The organism is Streptomyces sp. NPDC016459, assembly GCF_040632845.1.
Lineage (GTDB): Bacteria > Actinomycetota > Actinomycetes > Streptomycetales > Streptomycetaceae > Streptomyces.
The window spans coordinates 299,505-314,250 of the sequence record NZ_JBEYCR010000005.1; the positions used below are offsets into that span (position 1 = coordinate 299,505).

The 14,746-nt window shown below is 70.7% G+C and carries 10 protein-coding genes; 2 read left to right on the forward strand and 8 right to left on the reverse strand.

Features of this window, described 5'->3' with window-relative positions; all coding sequences use genetic code 11:
• Positions 1-71: 71 nt before the first annotated feature.
• From grpE to ABZ567_RS16045, 4 genes are all read right to left on the reverse strand, one after another.
• On the reverse strand, positions 72-707 hold the full coding sequence (gene grpE, locus ABZ567_RS16030) for a nucleotide exchange factor GrpE (RefSeq protein WP_360789462.1): 636 nt from the start codon (positions 705-707) through the stop codon (positions 72-74).
• Complete coding sequence (locus tag ABZ567_RS16035) at positions 704-994, reverse strand: hypothetical protein (protein WP_360789465.1); 291 nt, start codon at positions 992-994, stop codon at positions 704-706. The genes grpE and ABZ567_RS16035 overlap by 4 nt, the downstream gene beginning before the upstream one ends.
• On the reverse strand, positions 991-2,841 hold the full coding sequence (locus ABZ567_RS16040) for a hypothetical protein (protein WP_360789468.1): 1,851 nt from the start codon (positions 2,839-2,841) through the stop codon (positions 991-993). The genes ABZ567_RS16035 and ABZ567_RS16040 overlap by 4 nt, the downstream gene beginning before the upstream one ends.
• 120 nt (positions 2,842-2,961) lie before the next feature.
• A complete protein-coding gene (locus ABZ567_RS16045; protein ID WP_360789471.1) occupies positions 2,962-3,411 on the reverse strand; it encodes an ATP-binding protein in 450 nt (149 codons plus the stop codon).
• Between the two features lie 185 nt (positions 3,412-3,596).
• On the opposite strand from ABZ567_RS16045, the gene ABZ567_RS16050 reads away from it, so the two are divergent.
• Both ABZ567_RS16050 and ABZ567_RS16055 read left to right on the forward strand, forming a co-directional pair.
• Positions 3,597-4,478: a helix-turn-helix transcriptional regulator gene (locus ABZ567_RS16050; RefSeq protein WP_360789474.1), complete on the forward strand. Its 882-nt coding sequence runs from the start codon at positions 3,597-3,599 to the stop codon at positions 4,476-4,478.
• Positions 4,475-4,666: a DUF397 domain-containing protein gene (locus ABZ567_RS16055; protein ID WP_360789476.1), complete on the forward strand. Its 192-nt coding sequence runs from the start codon at positions 4,475-4,477 to the stop codon at positions 4,664-4,666. Before ABZ567_RS16050 ends, ABZ567_RS16055 begins: the two co-directional genes overlap by 4 nt.
• 50 nt (positions 4,667-4,716) lie before the next feature.
• Here the strand turns inward: ABZ567_RS16055 and ABZ567_RS16060 are convergent, their stop codons facing one another.
• The 4 genes from ABZ567_RS16060 to ABZ567_RS16075 all read right to left on the reverse strand — a co-directional run bounded on the left by ABZ567_RS16060 (position 4,717) and on the right by ABZ567_RS16075 (position 14,709).
• Complete coding sequence (locus ABZ567_RS16060; RefSeq protein WP_360789479.1) at positions 4,717-6,366, reverse strand: hypothetical protein; 1,650 nt, start codon at positions 6,364-6,366, stop codon at positions 4,717-4,719.
• 134 nt (positions 6,367-6,500) lie between these two features.
• Positions 6,501-7,511: an EcsC family protein gene (locus ABZ567_RS16065; protein ID WP_360789482.1), complete on the reverse strand. Its 1,011-nt coding sequence runs from the start codon at positions 7,509-7,511 to the stop codon at positions 6,501-6,503.
• 101 nt (positions 7,512-7,612) lie between these two features.
• On the reverse strand, positions 7,613-11,731 hold the full coding sequence (locus tag ABZ567_RS16070) for a DNA methyltransferase (RefSeq protein WP_360789485.1): 4,119 nt from the start codon (positions 11,729-11,731) through the stop codon (positions 7,613-7,615).
• Entirely contained in the window at positions 11,731-14,709 is a 2,979-nt protein-coding gene (locus ABZ567_RS16075) for a DEAD/DEAH box helicase (protein WP_360789488.1), read from the reverse strand. Before ABZ567_RS16075 ends, ABZ567_RS16070 begins: the two co-directional genes overlap by 1 nt.
• Between the last annotated feature and the right edge of the window lie 37 nt (positions 14,710-14,746).

Sequence of the window (14,746 nt, forward strand, 5' to 3'; positions counted from 1 at the left end):
GCCCGCGCCGCGTCGGGGTGCTGCGGACGAGCGTGCGCCGACGAGCGTGCCGACGGAGCGAGACAGCCGGGTCAGGTGCGACGGGAGCGACGCCCACGCCGGGCGGAGGGCTTGCGGGCGAGGTGTCGCTGGGAGCGGCTGGTACGCCGTGGCTGCGCTCGCCCGCCGCCGGCCGAGGCCGCTGGAGACGCCGCCGGATCCGGACCTTGCCCGGCTGCCGGGACGGCCTCGGGTTCCGGTGCGGGGCCGGGCACAGCGACGATCACCTGCGCGGGCCGCAGAGTGGAGGCTCCCAGACGGAATCCGGTGACCCTCTCCCTCAGGACAGTGGCGTCCGGCCACGAGGGATGTGATTCCGTTCCGACAACGCGCATCTCCACCGGATCGACGGCTCTGCCCACCGTGTCCATCGGACTGACGTCGTGCCGGGCGAACTCGCCGCGCAGCATCAGGTGTGCCGCGTCGATCTGCTCGCTCAGGGCGACGACGGCCGAGGTCGCCTCGCGGGCGGACCGAGCCTCGTGCAGGGTGCCGGCCCGGCGGCGCGTGTCGGCGAGCAGGTCGTCCAGTGGCAGCAGGGAGCTGAGCAGGGCGTGCAGCCGGGCGTCGGCCTCGGCGCGTTTGCGGGACAGGGCCTCGACCCGGCGGCGAAGTCTGTCGAGTTCGGACGGCGGGCCGGTGGCGACGGCCGGGGCGGGATCGGTCACGGAAGATCCTCGGTGTCGTGGCGGGGCTGGGGGAGGGGCGGGGTGAGCATGTCGGCGACGAGGGCGGTGACGGCGCTCCGGGAGGCTTGGTCGGCCCGGCGGACGAGCTCCTGCCTGACCGGATCCTGTCGGGCCGCGCTGCGGGCGCGCGCCGCTTGCGCGCGGAGGGCGGGGAGCCGGGTACCGGGTGCGAGTCCGGGAACGAGTTCATGGAGCGTGGGACCGAACCAGGGCAGCGGGGGCTGTTCGCTGTCCCTGCTGCCCTGCACGGGTGCGTCGGTGGTCAAAAGAGGGATTCCTGTCCGGAGTCGTCGTCACGGCGTGGCTGTCTGCGACCGGGAGCGGGGCCGAACAACAGCCCCTGGTCCGGCAGTCCGGCACCGATCCGTTCCGCGTACGCGCGGTCGCGTCGCGCCCCGCCGACATCGCCCTCCTTCTCGCGTGCCTCGGCACGGCGCAGATAGGCGGACTCCACGGTCTGGTCGAAGCGTGCGCTGACACCGGTCCGCATCCGGCCCCGCAGGAAAAGCTCGATGACGTCCGACGGGGACGCGGTGGCTTCCAGGTGCTCGGCGAGACGGAGAAGCTCCGTGTCGAGCCGGTCCATGAGGTGACGGCGAGGCACGTCCGTGCTCGCCACGACTGTGCTCAGAACGTCGACGTTGTGCTCCAGGGCGGCGCGTGTGCTCTCGGCCGTGGCGGACCGGGTGGTGCGGGCCAGGAGGTTGGCGACCCCTCGGTCGACGCGTTCCTCGTCATACAGGCCTGCGGCGTCTGCGTACTGGAGCATTTCGCGTACGGCGGCCGGCGTCGTGGATCGATGACCGTCGTTCGCAGCGGTCTCCGCCTGCGCGGCGTAGTGCTCCTCCAGCCACTTCCGTGCGGGTGCACAGTCCGGATCGCGCCGCAGCAGATCCTCCACGGCGTGCGCGTGGAGCTTCTCCCGGGGCTGTGCTCCGTCGAGCGCCTGGGCGAGGTCCGCTCGCAAAAGCTCGTCGAGGCCGCTCTGCGCGTCCTCGTGATCAGGAGAGACGGCCAGGGCCCGCGCAAAGCGGATCCTGCTCTGCCCGGGGTCGCTGCGGAGTACCTTCCGGCCCTGCCGGACCAGCTCGGTGGCGAGTTCGGCGGCCAGTTCGGCGGCCGGCGGACCGTCCTGGGGCAGCAGCCGGTGGGCCAGCTCCAGGCCGTGGATCCGTGTGATGGAGGAGTAGCCCTGCCCGTTGCGACCCCGCCCGACGTTCCTTCCGGCGCGGAGTACGGCTGCCAGGTCGGCGGTGCCGAGGGTGAGCCCGAGCCGCGCGGCCCTGCTGAAGTCAGCGAGGGCCTCGCCCCATTCCCCGGCCCCCACCCGGTCCTGGCCCCGTGCGGCGAGGGCCAGGGCCAGCGGGCCGGCACAAGCGCGGTGGTCGGGCGAGTCGGCGGTCCATCTGCCGGGGTCCGGGTGGCGTGCGGTGTAGGCGTCGAGGAGGGCGGGGCGGAGGTCGTGGTCCAGGAGATGCCAGGCGGCCTCCGAAACCGGGATCAGACTGTCGGGCTCGGCGTCGGACGGGACGACCCCGGGGTCGACACGCTCGGCCTCCCAGGCCGTCTCCCAGGCGGCCAGGGCGTCCCGGCCCGCGCGGACGTCCTGCGCGCGCAGCAGGTCGGTGACGCGCCGGGCCAGGTGGCCACGGGCCTGCTCCCAGAGATCGTCGGGCACGGGGGTACCGCGTCGCCCGGTGAGCAGTCCGCGGAAGTCGCCGGGGTCCTCCTCGTCCAGGAGGTACGCCCACAGCGCGATCACGAGCGCGGCGGTTCCGGCCTCGGTGTGCCGCGCTTCCTCGGCGAGCCTGCGGAGGGCGGTCACCGCGAGGGCGTGTACGACCCCTGTCGGCGCGGTGCCCAGGTCGTCGGTGTCGGGGCACCACCTGACCGCCTCCGGCCAGTTTCCGGCCCGTGCTGCAAGAGCGCCGCGGAGTACGGCGTACCGGACCGCGGTGTCGTCGGCATCGGGTGTCCCGAACTCGTTCTCGAACCGACGCAGAAGCGGCCGCACGGCGCCGAACTCGGCGCGCAGAAAGGCCTGCTCGGCGGAGTCGAGCAGGCGGTCCGCCGTGACGGTCCGGTCGGGTTCGCCGGTGTCGTCCACGCGCACGATCTGCAGCCCCTCTGGTCCCCCGACGTAACAAGAGCCACCGTAGGGAAGTGTGTTGGCGGCGTCAACGCATGATCGGATCGGGTGGCTGGTTCTCGCACGATACGCCGACGACTTGTCTCATTCACGGCTCGGAGCGGTCAGTTCGGCCCGTACGGTCTTGCCGCTGGGCGGGTAGGGAAGGGTCTCCCAGCGGTCGGCGAGCGCGGCGACGAGTGAGAGGCCGCGACCGCCGGCGGGGAGCGTCTCGGGTGCGCCGCTCGCCGGCCGCGTCACCGGCCATCGGTCCCCACGGGCATCGGTGACATCGACACGGAGGCGCCCGGCCGAGGCGTCGAACGCGAGCGTCAGCCGAAAGCTGCGCCCGGGCAGGAATCCGTGGAGGACGGCATTGGCGGCGAGCTCCGCTACGACACACTCGGCACGCTCCGTGAGGTCCTGCGGAGCACCCCAGGACCGCAGCTGGGTCACGCTGAGCAGCCGGGCGAGCCGGGCGCCGCGCCGCGTGGACGACAGCAGCTGCGTGAAGCTGTGCTGTGGCGGGGCCAGTTGGGGGAGTTGTCGGTTCATGGTGTCAGCGTGGCGGCCGGATGGGGCCGCATGCGAGCGGCGCACCCCGTACGCGGAGTCAGCGTACGGGCACGTGGTGTGGACAGTACGCGGGCCGTGCCGTCACGCTGAGTGGTGGACGTGAGCGTGAACGCGGGCGGCGGCGAGAAGCTGTCGCGGGTGCGGTACGGAGAGAGGGGCGACGGATGGACATCGTCGAAGAGGCGGCGGCCGGGGGCGTCGGCGCCCGGGTGGTTCCGGCGGCGGAGTGGGAACGGGAGCCTCACCCGTCGGACAGTCTGCGCACGTTCGGCGCGGTCGTCCAGGCCCTGCGCGAGCACGCGGGCCTCAGCCGGGCCGAGTTCGCCGCCCGCGTCCGGTTCTCCAAGCACACCGTGGAGTCGGTGGAGCTGGGCCGCCGGATGCCGGACGAGGCCTTCGTCGAGCCTGCGGAGGAGGCCACCGGCAACACCGGGGCCCTGAGGAAGGCCGCCCGTCACCTGAGCCGGGGCGAGGTCGGCCTCGCTGCCTGGTTCCGCCGCTGGGCGCGGCTGGAGCGGGAGGCGGTGAGCCTGTGCACGTACGAGTGCCGGCTGGTGCCGGGGCTGTTGCAGTCGGAGGCGTACGCGCGGGCGGTGTTCGAGGGCACGATCCCGCTACGGACCGACGAGGAGCTGGAGGCGCAGCTCACCGCGCGGATGGATCGGCAGCGGATGATGCGCGAGCAGCCCACCGTTCCGTTCAGCTTCATCGTGGAGGAGCACGTGTTCCGGCGGCGGTTCGGAGACGCGGAGGCGATGCGGGAGCTGCTGGACCACGTGCTGGAACGCAGCGCGCCGCGCAATGTGACGCTTCAGGTGGTGCCGCTGGGGTCGGGGTTGCATGCGTGCCTGGATGGGCCGGTGCAGGTTCTGGAGACCCCGGAGGGGCGGCGGCTCGGCTACTCCGAGGGTCAGGAGAACGGGCGGCTGATCTCCGACCCGAAACAGGTGAGTGTGCTCTGCCACCGCTATGAAACACTGCGCTCGCAGGCCCTGAACCCCAAGGATTCCCGGGACCTGCTGGAGCGACTGCGAGGAGAGCTATGAGCAGCGGAACGACGGAACTCGCCTGGTTCAAGTCCAGCTACAGCGGTAGCCAGGGGGACAGCTGCGTGGAGATCGCGCTCGCCGAACAGGCCGTCCACGTACGGGATTCCAAGGACCTGGCCCGCCCGGCGTTCGCCGTGGGGCGCGAGGAGTGGGCGCCCTTCGTGCGGTTCGTGGCGGCAAGCTGACTGACGGAACGACCGGTGTGCCGCTGTCGTAGCGGCACACCGGTTTTTGCTCAGGTGAGCGTGTTGCGCAGGTGCGGGCCGAGGTAGCCCATGTAGACCTTCCCGGACCGGGGGCCGTCCTCGTAGAAGTGGAGGCGCGGGGCGACCGTGTTGCCGCCGCCGATCTTCAGATGGGCCTGCATGAAGACCCGGCCGCCGTCGTCGACCGCCCTCGGGACGGACAGCATCCGCTCGCCGCGCAGCTTGCCGTTCTTGGCGACGGTGTCGGACTCCCGCATGGCCACCTTGGCCGCCGGGAACGGGAAGTCGCCGGACGCCTCGGACTTGCACCAGCTCAGGAAGTCGCCGGAGGCTTTGCCGAGAGCCGAGGCCTCGGCGAAGTGGTTGAGCGCCAGGAGGCCGTCCCAGGCCACGTTCAGCCAGTTGTCCACCGACTGGCTGTCGAGCTTCTGGGTGGTCTTGTGGTGGCCCGTGAAGACGAGGAAGGGAAGCTCCTCCAGCCGGTCGAGAAGGTCGGCGAAGGTCTCCGGGTAGGCGATGGCCGGAATGTCGGCCGCGCCGTAGGCCGTGGCGAAGTCGCCTGCCGCTTCCAGGCGTTCTCGCAGGAAGCGGATGTGGCGCTGGGACTCCTGGAACTTGTCGTACAGCTCCTCGTTCTCACCGCGCAGATCATCGCTTCCCCGCTCGGTCTTGGCGAGCTCCGCGTAGAGGTCGTTGATCTCGTTGACTCGGATCGCCTCCGCCTGCTCCGCCTCGTCGAGGAGGGAGGTCAGGGCGAGGTTGTCCTTGCGGAGCTGGACGATGTCCGCACCGTCCGAGCTCGGCCGCAGCCGCACCCGCTGCTGCGGAACGCTCAGCAGGGCCGCGGGAAGCGCGTGGCGGGAGGCGAGCCGCTGCGGGAGCGCGGCGAGGATGGCGGCGGCGCGACGGACGTTGGCTTCGATGGTCTTGCGGGACATCACAGGATGCCGCTGGGCGTCCGGCTTCCAGGCCGGGTCGAGCCCCGGTACGTAGGTGCGGACGCCGCCGCCGAACACCGGGTGGTACTCCAGCGCGGTGTTGAACTTGGCCTGCGCCGCCGGCATGAGGATGTACAGCACCGCCAGCCCGTGCAGGTTCCGGAACAACGGCTCCACGACCGTACGCGACCACTCGTCGGGATCTTTCCCGTACGGCACGGTGGCGATGACCACGGGCATGCGGCGGTTGGCGTCGCACAGCTCTTCGAGCAGGTCGTCGACGTCGGCGTCGTCCTCGATGAAGGACGGTGAGGTGGTGAGGTCGGCCTGGCCGTCCCGAGCCTCCAGGGTGTCGAGGAGGGACCGGGCGATGTTCGGGGTGTTGGCGGGCTTCGGGAACTCGTCGGCCTTGGCCGGCTGGTGCTCGATGTCGACCTGCACCCACGTGCGGCCCTTGTCCTCGGGGAGCCCGGAGCGCACGACGAGCGTCGACTGCCAGGTGCCCGACGTGATGGAGGGCGTCTCGCGCATGCGCCACCGGCTGTACGCGCCGTTCATGCCGGACTCGGAGTCGCGGTCGAGGGTCGCGTGGGCGGCGACCTCGGTCCGCCCCTCGGCGAGCCCGGACGTGTCGTACTGCTTGGAGTCGAGCCATGTGATCAACTCCCGCTCCGCTATGGCGCAGGTGTCGACGTAGTCCGACTCGGTCGACACCACCATGCGGTAGCCGCGTGGTTCCATAAAGGTCTCCTTCAAAGGCTCGGTACGTGAGGCGATGTTGAAGAACTGGTCGGTTTCAGGGGCCGACCGTGAAGGAAGCGCCCTGGCGAGCGCGAAGAACTCAATACCGTGGGGCCCGCCACTGGGCGTGCTCCTTACGGGGCGTCGTCCTCGGCGTCCTCGTCCGGGTCGGCCGACAGGGCGGCCGGCAGCGGCAGCCCGTACTTGTCGCACAGGAAACGGGTCTGGCAGTACTTCTGGGCCTCGGAGGCCACGCGGCCGAGGACCGCGGAGTTCAGCCCGGCGCTGACGATGACGCCGACGAACGGCACGACCTTGGCGACGCTCTTGACCGACACCTTGGAGCCCGCCGGGCTCAGGTGCTGGAGCAACTTCTCCAGGGCAGCGGCGAGTTGGTGGTCGCTGCGGAGCTTGGCCGACCAGTTCACGCGCCCGTGGAGCGCCTGCGCCGCCTGGGCGGTCTTGTGCAGCGGTTCGACCTTGGTCGCCTGCGCCATGAACGACCGGCGCACCAGACGCTGGATGAAGAGCTGCTCGTCGGGGTCCTTGGCGTCGTACCCGTAGGAGTACGCGATGCGCGTGGCTATCGACGCGCTCAGGACCTGGATGACGAGGATGTCCGCCGTCATCGCGGCGGGGATGCCGGCGACGGGGACCATCGCCAGCGCCCCCATGGCTCCCCCTTCGAGCGCGCCGGTGGCCCGCCACTTCATGGTGTTGCGGGTCAGCAGCCGGTCACAGACCTTGAGGTCCTGCTCCCGTAGTTCGGCGAAGTTGTCGATTTCGAGCCCCTTCTTGCGGGCGATCTTTTCGACGGTCTTCGGGTCGTTGAGTTCCAGAGCCGCGTCGTTGACCAGTTCGAGCAGCGCCACCGCGCCCGCGACCGCCGGTCGCAGGGCCGCGTCGGCGAGCGCGCCGCCCGCGCGCCGCATCGGCTCCTTGACCCCTTCCGGCACGGCGTCCTTGACCCGGCGTCCGGCGTTCCCCGCGACCTCCCCGGTGCGGCTGAGGGCGTTGTTCGCCCAATTCGGCAGACCGCGGCGGTTGTTGCGGCGCTCCCAGTACTCGTTGAGTGCCTTCCAGACGTGCTCCTCGTACGGGCTCATGGAGGGCGGGACATCGAGCGGTGCCGTGTGGGTGCTCAAAAAACTTCTCCGTTTCGGCTGCGGTTGCCGGGCTCAAGGGCCTGTCTGCGGGCAGGGGAGGGTGAGGCCGTGGCGAGCGGAACACTCCGGGGCGGAGGTGGTCAGTTGTGGCGGGGGCCCTGGCCGGGGGGTGGTGTGAGGGTGGAGCGGTAGCTGCCGGACTCGCCCTCGGTGAGCGGGGTCTCCATGGTCAGGCCGGCGGCGGCCATCCGGTCGTACTCGGCGAGGATGAGGTTCTTGGTGCGGTACTCGCCGTGGGCCTTGATGTCGTTGTCGCGGGTGACGTTGAAGGTGTCGAGGATGTAGGAGGTGTCGTCGCGGGTGATGCCGTAGAGGTGGAAGAAGAGGGCGTCCAGCTCGGCGCGGATGACGGCACGGCGGTCGGAGTCCCAGCGGAAGGGGGCGCCGGTGTCACCGAGGTCGCGGGCGAACGGAGTCATGTCCGCGGAACTGTAGGTCAGTTCGAGGATGCGGGGATTGATGAACGCTGCGTGTGGTGTGACCTGTGCAGGAGCAATGACCGGGAGCTGACGGACGGTAAAGAACTTGAGGTGAGTTCCTCCGACCTTCTGGCGTGTGGCGAAGTCCAGGACGAAGGAAGACAGGCAGGCCACGAGGGCAGCCAATGGACCTTCCTGGGGCAGCACGAGGAGGGTGCCGTCAGGTGCCCCAACGCGAGGGAAAGCGAAATTGATCATCGTACGCTCGTCGCTCGCCCGGCAGATGTCCCGCCACCCCAGCAGCCACTGCCGGTGCCACCCCTTGGTCGCCAGACGGCTGTCTACGCCCGGCACGATGACAGGCTTGCCATTTTTGTCGACTTCGCCGGTCGGGACATTCCGTTCCGGAACCCAATAGCGAGGCAGCGGCGTAGCGGAGGCGTCCTGGTGCTGTTCTACGCTGAAGCGGGGAAGAGTGCCCTTGTTGAGCTGCTTCTCCGTGGCGTTTTCGTACGTGGAGAAGCGGTGGTCATAGTGGTGGAGCATCTTTGCCTCGTACAGCGGGAGCAGGCGCTCCTCGCCACGGACGAGCACATTGCCGTCGAGGACCCACCCTGCTCTCAGGAGATCGTCGAACGTCTCGCCGTTCTGGGCGGCGGGACGGAACAGGTGGGAGTCGTTCGACATGTGGAACATTGCCATGAACGAGATGCCCCAGCGGTTTCCGGCCGCCTGTTTCGTCTCGTCGATGAGGACCGGTACCCGGCGGTACACGCCCAGGGTGATGTCTGCGTCCCGCCTGCTGCTGAACACGGGGCACGTTCCGGTGTTCGGGTTCATTGTCAGGATGTCCTCGCCCGAGAGCAGGTAACTCCGGTCGACGATCTGCTCAGGCTGTCTCACCTTGAACACCATCCGGATCGGTTCACGAAGGCTGCCCGAGCCACGCAGCATGAACAGGCAGAAGCGCAGCTGGTTGTGAACCTGGGGGAAGACCTTGTCCTCGTTCTCGAAGTCGTAAAGGGCGGCAAGCTGCCCCTTCGTGACGATGTCCTTGAAGAAGAACTGCGTCGTCGCGTCCGTCGCGATCCCCGTCGGCACAATCACGCCCGTCCGCCCCCGCGGCCCCGTCAGCGTGCGGTCCGTCTCCGTGAACACGGCGTACGTGTTGATGTCACCCCGCCCCGTCAGCGGGAACCGCGCGCTGGCGCGCAGGAAGTGGCTCTCGCCCTCCGCGCGCCGCTTGGCGGCCTCGAACTCGGCGTACAGGTGCGCACCGTCGCGGTCGTCACGCAGTTCGGCGATGAGTCGCTTCCGCGCGGCGGCGTTCGTGGCCCCCGCGATGCGCGGGTCGCGCTGGGCGAAGAACTCCTGCTCCTGGAGCTTGACCCGCTCCCACGGCGGATTCCCCACCACCGCGTCGAACCCGCCGGCCCACCCAGTCCCCGGCTGCACACCCACCCCCGACTCCGGAACGGAGAACACCTCCGGAAACTCCAGGTGCCAGTGGAAGAACCGGTACTCGTCCCGCAGCCGCAGGATCAACTCATGCGTCGCGTCCGGCACCGCCGACTGGTCACGGCCGCGCAGCGCCCGGAACACCTGGTCCGTCGGCGCATCCGGCGCCCCCGCCTGCTTCGGCCACACGAACGCGGCGCACCACGCGTCGGCCGCGTGGAGGTCGTGGACGTAGGCAGACGACTCCGTGTAGGCGCGGTAGGCGGACTCCTGGGCGCGTACCTGCTCCAGCGAATCGGCGGGGGCCATGGTGATCCGGGCGAGCTCGGCGGCGTACCGCTCGTTCCCCGGCAGGGTCTCCGTATCGAACAGGAGCTCGTCCTGGCCGCCCCGCTGGGCCTTGTTGCGCTTGACGAGCGCGGACGCGTACTTTCGGTCGTCGCCCTCGATCGGCTTGAACGCGTCGTCGGGGACGCCTTCCCCCAGCAGCTTCGGCGTCGTGCCGATCAGACCGTTTCCGCGCTTGACGTGGGCGTCGAGGAAACCGAGCGGCTTGCCCGGCTCCATCGCCTCCAGCCACAGCGACACCTTCGCCAGTTCCACAGCCATCGGGTTGAGGTCGACGCCGTAGATGCAGCGCGCGACGACCTCGTGCAAGGCATGCCGCATGGAGTCGACCGTCGGCTCCGGGTTGCGCTCCCGTACCGACGCGACACGCTTGGCGATGCGGCGGGCCGAAGCCACGAGGAAGTGGCCGGAACCGCACGCCGGGTCGCAGACCGTCAGGGAGAGCAGCTCGGCGACGATGTCGTCGGCCGGGTCGGGGCGGCCGGCCTCGGTGGCCCGCTGCTCGCCCCGCCTGACGGCGTCGTCTATCACCGGGTCGAGCGTCGTGTCGAGCAGGCACTCGATGAGCGACGACGGGGTGTAGTAACTACCCGTTGTCTTGCGGGTGTTGCCCGCGACCTCGACCAACTCGAAGGACCGGTCCGTCGCGGAGTGCTTGGGCTCCAGCTCCAACAGGGACTCGTAGACCGAGCCGAGTTCCTCGGCGTCCAGGTGGCGGTAGTCGACGGAGCGCCAGCGGCGGGCGCCCGGGTCGCGGACCTGGGCGAGGTGGCGGACGGCGGCGAGCAGCGACTCGTTGGAGAGCTTCAGGCCGGTCAGCGGGGCGTCGGTCTCGGTGGGGGAGAAGAGGCCGCCGAGGCCGGGCAGGGCGATCTCCGGCCGGCCTCCCTCCGTACCCAGGGCGTCGAGGACGATGCGCAGGGCCTCGTACTGGTCACCGTGGGCGGTGCCCTGGCGGCGCCGGGCGCGTTCGCGGAGACGGGCGGAGGAGAAGTACCGCTCGTACGTCTCCTGCTGCCGCTTGTCGGCGTCCGGGTCGAGCAGGGCCTCGCGGTCCTCGGCGACGAAGACGAACAGCAGGCGGTAGACCAGGCGCAGCAGGGCGTCCCGGAGGGCCTTCGGGTCGGTGTCCTCACGCAGGCGGGCGTTGTCCGGGTGGCGCAGGAAGCCGGTGCCGAGGACGGTCAGGGCGTTCTGGACGCCCAGGCGCAGCTGGTCCAGGGCGCGGGCGCCGGAGGTGACGGCCTCGGCGCGCCACTTCTCCAGCCAGCACCCGGAAGCGGCCGTGCCGTCCGCCACCGTGAAGCGGGAGGCGTGCAGCAGGGCGTAGAGCAGCACGAACTCGCTGAACAGTTCGCCGTCGAAGAGGGCTTCCAGGTCGAACTCGACGTAGGCGGCCGTGGAGAAGGACGACGAGTCGCGCAGCAGGCGCAGACGCCGGCCGTTGGTGAGGACCGCCCACAGGTGGGCCTCGGTGCGGTTGAGGCAGTCCTGGAGCATGGACTGCGGAGGGACCTGGCCGGCTGACGGGCGCTTGTCGAGCTCCTGGTTCCAGGGGATCTGGTGGATGAGGGCCGGGCCGTGGCGGTGGGACACCGTGAAGCGCTTGTCGGGGTCGGAGTCGGCCGGGATGCCCGCCGCGCCGACCTCCGTCAGCGCCCCGAAGTCCAGCTTGCGGAAGAGCTGGGCGAGCCAGTCGGTGCCGGCCCGGCCGGTCGGGTCGGCTGCGGGCGCGCCGGTCTTCGGGTCCGACGGCAGGGCGGTGCGCAGGTCGCGCCAGAGCGGCTTGAGGTACTCCCAGGCGCGCTCGGCCTCGTCGCGTACGGGCACGGAGGCGGGCAGGCCGTAGTCGGCGGGCTTGGTGCCCGGCAGGTTCCGTGCCTCGGCGATGCGCAGCAGGATGTCGGCGGGGAGGAGCCCGCCGACCGTGGTGACGGAGGTGAAGGCCAGGGCGTTGCGGGTGGCGGCGGACATCAGGCTTCGGCTCCGGACACGGTAGAGGCGGACGCGGCGGGGGCTACGGACGCGGCGGCGCCGGGCTGCTGCGGCAGGTAGACGTACACGCCGAGAACGTCGGCGGGCTCCTGCGGGACGACCTTGAGGCCGCGGACGATCTCCTCGTTGGCCTTGCGGACCCGGCGGTGCGAGGCATCGAGTTCGGCGGCGAGGCGCGTGCCGTACTCGGTGAGGTGCCCGGCCAGGTCCGGCAGACCGTCCAGGTCCCTGGCGATCTGGTTGCGGACCAGCTGCTCGTGGGTGTTGGCGGTGGCGCGGGCCGCGAGGAGGGCGGCGGTCGCGTCGTCGTCCAGCCAGCGGGCGCGCGACGGCATCCCCTCGTAGGTGAGCAGACGGGCGTCCTCGGCGACCAGCTGCCGCTCGCCCGTGCGGGAGGGCAGGGTGAGGTGGAAGCGGTAGCGGACGAGCAGGAGCGTGGTGCGGAGGGTGACCGCGTCCGTGGTGACGACACCGCAGCGGCGGGCCGGCCGGGGGCCGGGGGTGTTCGCGTCGAGTGCCGAGTCCAGGACGTACGAGGCGATGGCGCCGATCGCAGGGTCGGTGCGGACCAGGGCGGCCTCGCCGCGGCCGATCGCGGGCGTCGTGCGGAAGGGGATCGCGCGGTCCTCCTCGACGAGCCGTCCGCCGAGGGTGGCGGCGAGCGCGTCCCGCAGGCCGGCCGGGGTGCCACCGGCCTGGGCAGTGAAGTCGCCGCTCCCGTCGCGGGGGTCGCGGACCAGTGCGTCCAGGTCGCGGAGTGCCTCCAGGGCGAATCCGCGGACCTCGTCGGCGCCGCCGAGGGCGGCCCGTACGGCGGCGACCTCGCGCGCCACCTCCTCCGGGTGGATCGCACGCTGGGCGTACTTGGAGCGGGACGTCTTCTCCTGCTCGGCGGCCGAGTTCCACTCGCGCTCGATACGGTCGAACGACTCCTGGTGGCTGTCCAGGTCGAACAGGCTCTCCTGGCTGCCCTGCCGTCCGTGCAGCAGCAGCCATTCCACGACGGCGTCGGTGACACCGGAGGCGGTCTCGTCAGGGACGGAGACGGAGATGCCCAGGTCCTTCATGATCTGCCGGTGCTTCATGAACAGCACCTCCAGGACCTTGCCGTCGATGCCGTTGTCCTCGCCGAACATGGTGATGACCCGGACCTGGTCGCGCTTCTGCCCGTAGCGGTCGACACGGCCCTCGCGCTGGTCGTGGCGGGTGGGGTTCCAGGCCAGGTCGTAGTGGACGACGGCGTCGAAGTGGTGCTGGAGGTTGACGCCCTCGGAGAGGCAGTCGGTGGCGATCAGCACGCGGCGGACGGCCGGGTCATCGGCCTCCTCCGCGGCTTCGGCGGCGAGTTGCTCGATGCGCTCCAGGCGCTGCTGCGGGGAGAGGGTGCCGGTCACCGCGGCGATCTTCGTCTTCTTGCCGAGCTTGCCTTCGAGCTGAGTCGCGAGATATTCGGCGGTGGGGATGTACCGGCAGAAGACGATCGGGTGATAGCCGTCGGCGATCAGGCCCTTCAGGTGCCGGGTGAGCGCCTTCAGCTTCGCGTCCTCGGTCGGGCCGACGAGCTTGGCGGCCCGCTTCGACAGTTCGAGCAGCCGGGCACCCGCCTCCTCCGACTCGGCGGCGCCCGGCGCGACGTCCATGCCTTCGAGGCGATCGTTCTCGGCGGAATCGGAGGCCACCGGGGAGCCCAGCGCGTCCGCCTCCTGCGCGGTGCGGGCGGTGGCGGACTCGGAGCGGGTCTTCAGGGTCTGCGCGGCTGCCGCGGGCGAGGACACCATCGAGCGCAGCAGTGCGATCACCGACCACCAGGCGATCCGTGCCTCCCGCCTGCCCTGCTCCCCGGCCGCCGTGACGCGGTCCCGGGCATAGGCGATGGCGTCGTCGAGCAGCGCCCGGTAGGCGGGCGCCAGCTTGTACGGCTCGTCCTTCGTCCAGCGGTCGGACGGGAAGGCGGTCCGCTCGGCCAGGGAGTCGTCGGCGAGACCGTCCTCCTTGGTGAGGTACTCGCGGACGTCGGCGCGCTTGCGGGCCACGAAATGCTCGGCGAGCTTCGCCCGTCCCGCAGGGGATTCCAGGTCCACTGTCGCGAGTTCGGGCCGCACGAGGCCGAGCAGGTTGCGGAACGCGGACTCCTTGCCGGAGTGCGGGGTCGCGGTGAGCAGCAGCAGATGCCGGTCCGCGTCGGCGGACACCTTGCGGAGCAGTTCGTAGCGGAGCTGGTTCGAGCTGGACGTGGCGCCCTGCCCGGCGTCGTCGGCGGCCACGCAGGAGTGGGCCTCGTCGACGATCACCAGGTCGGGGCAGCGCCGTACGAAGTCCTCGCGGTGCCGGGTCGACTTGATGAAGTCCGTCGAGATGATCGTGTACGGGTGCTTGTCGAACAGGGACTGTCCCAGCTCCAGGCCGCGCTCCAGGCGTGACACCGTGGAGGCCAGGACCAGTTCGGCGTCGATGCCGAACTTCTCGCGCAGCTCGGACTGCCACTGCTCGGCCAGGGCAGGGGAGCACAGGACCGCGAGCCGGGTCGCCTCGCCCTGCGCGAGGAGTTCCTTGGCGATCAGACCGGCCTCGACCGTCTTGCCGATGCCGACGTCGTCCGAGATCAGCAGCCGTACGGTCCGCTGCCGCAGCGCCATGAGCAGCGGGACCAGCTGGTAGGCCCTGGGCTCCACGGCGATCGACGCCAGCGAGCGGAACGGGCCCGCGCCCGAACGGAAACCGATACGGAGCGCCGTACGCAGCAGACCGGCGGACCGCTGGTCGCCCAGGTCGGCCGGGCTCGGCGCCGCGAACTCGGCCGGACGCACCTCCTCGAAGGCGGGGAAGACGGCCGCGATGTCGTCCTCGCTCCCACCCAGCGGGCGCAGCACCAGCATGTCGGGGCCGCTCTCGGGCAGCACCACCCATTCCCGGCCACGGGCGGCGACCAGGGAGCCGGCTGTGTACGTGAGGCTCATGAGATGTCTCAGTTCCTTGGGATCGAGAACGGTGATG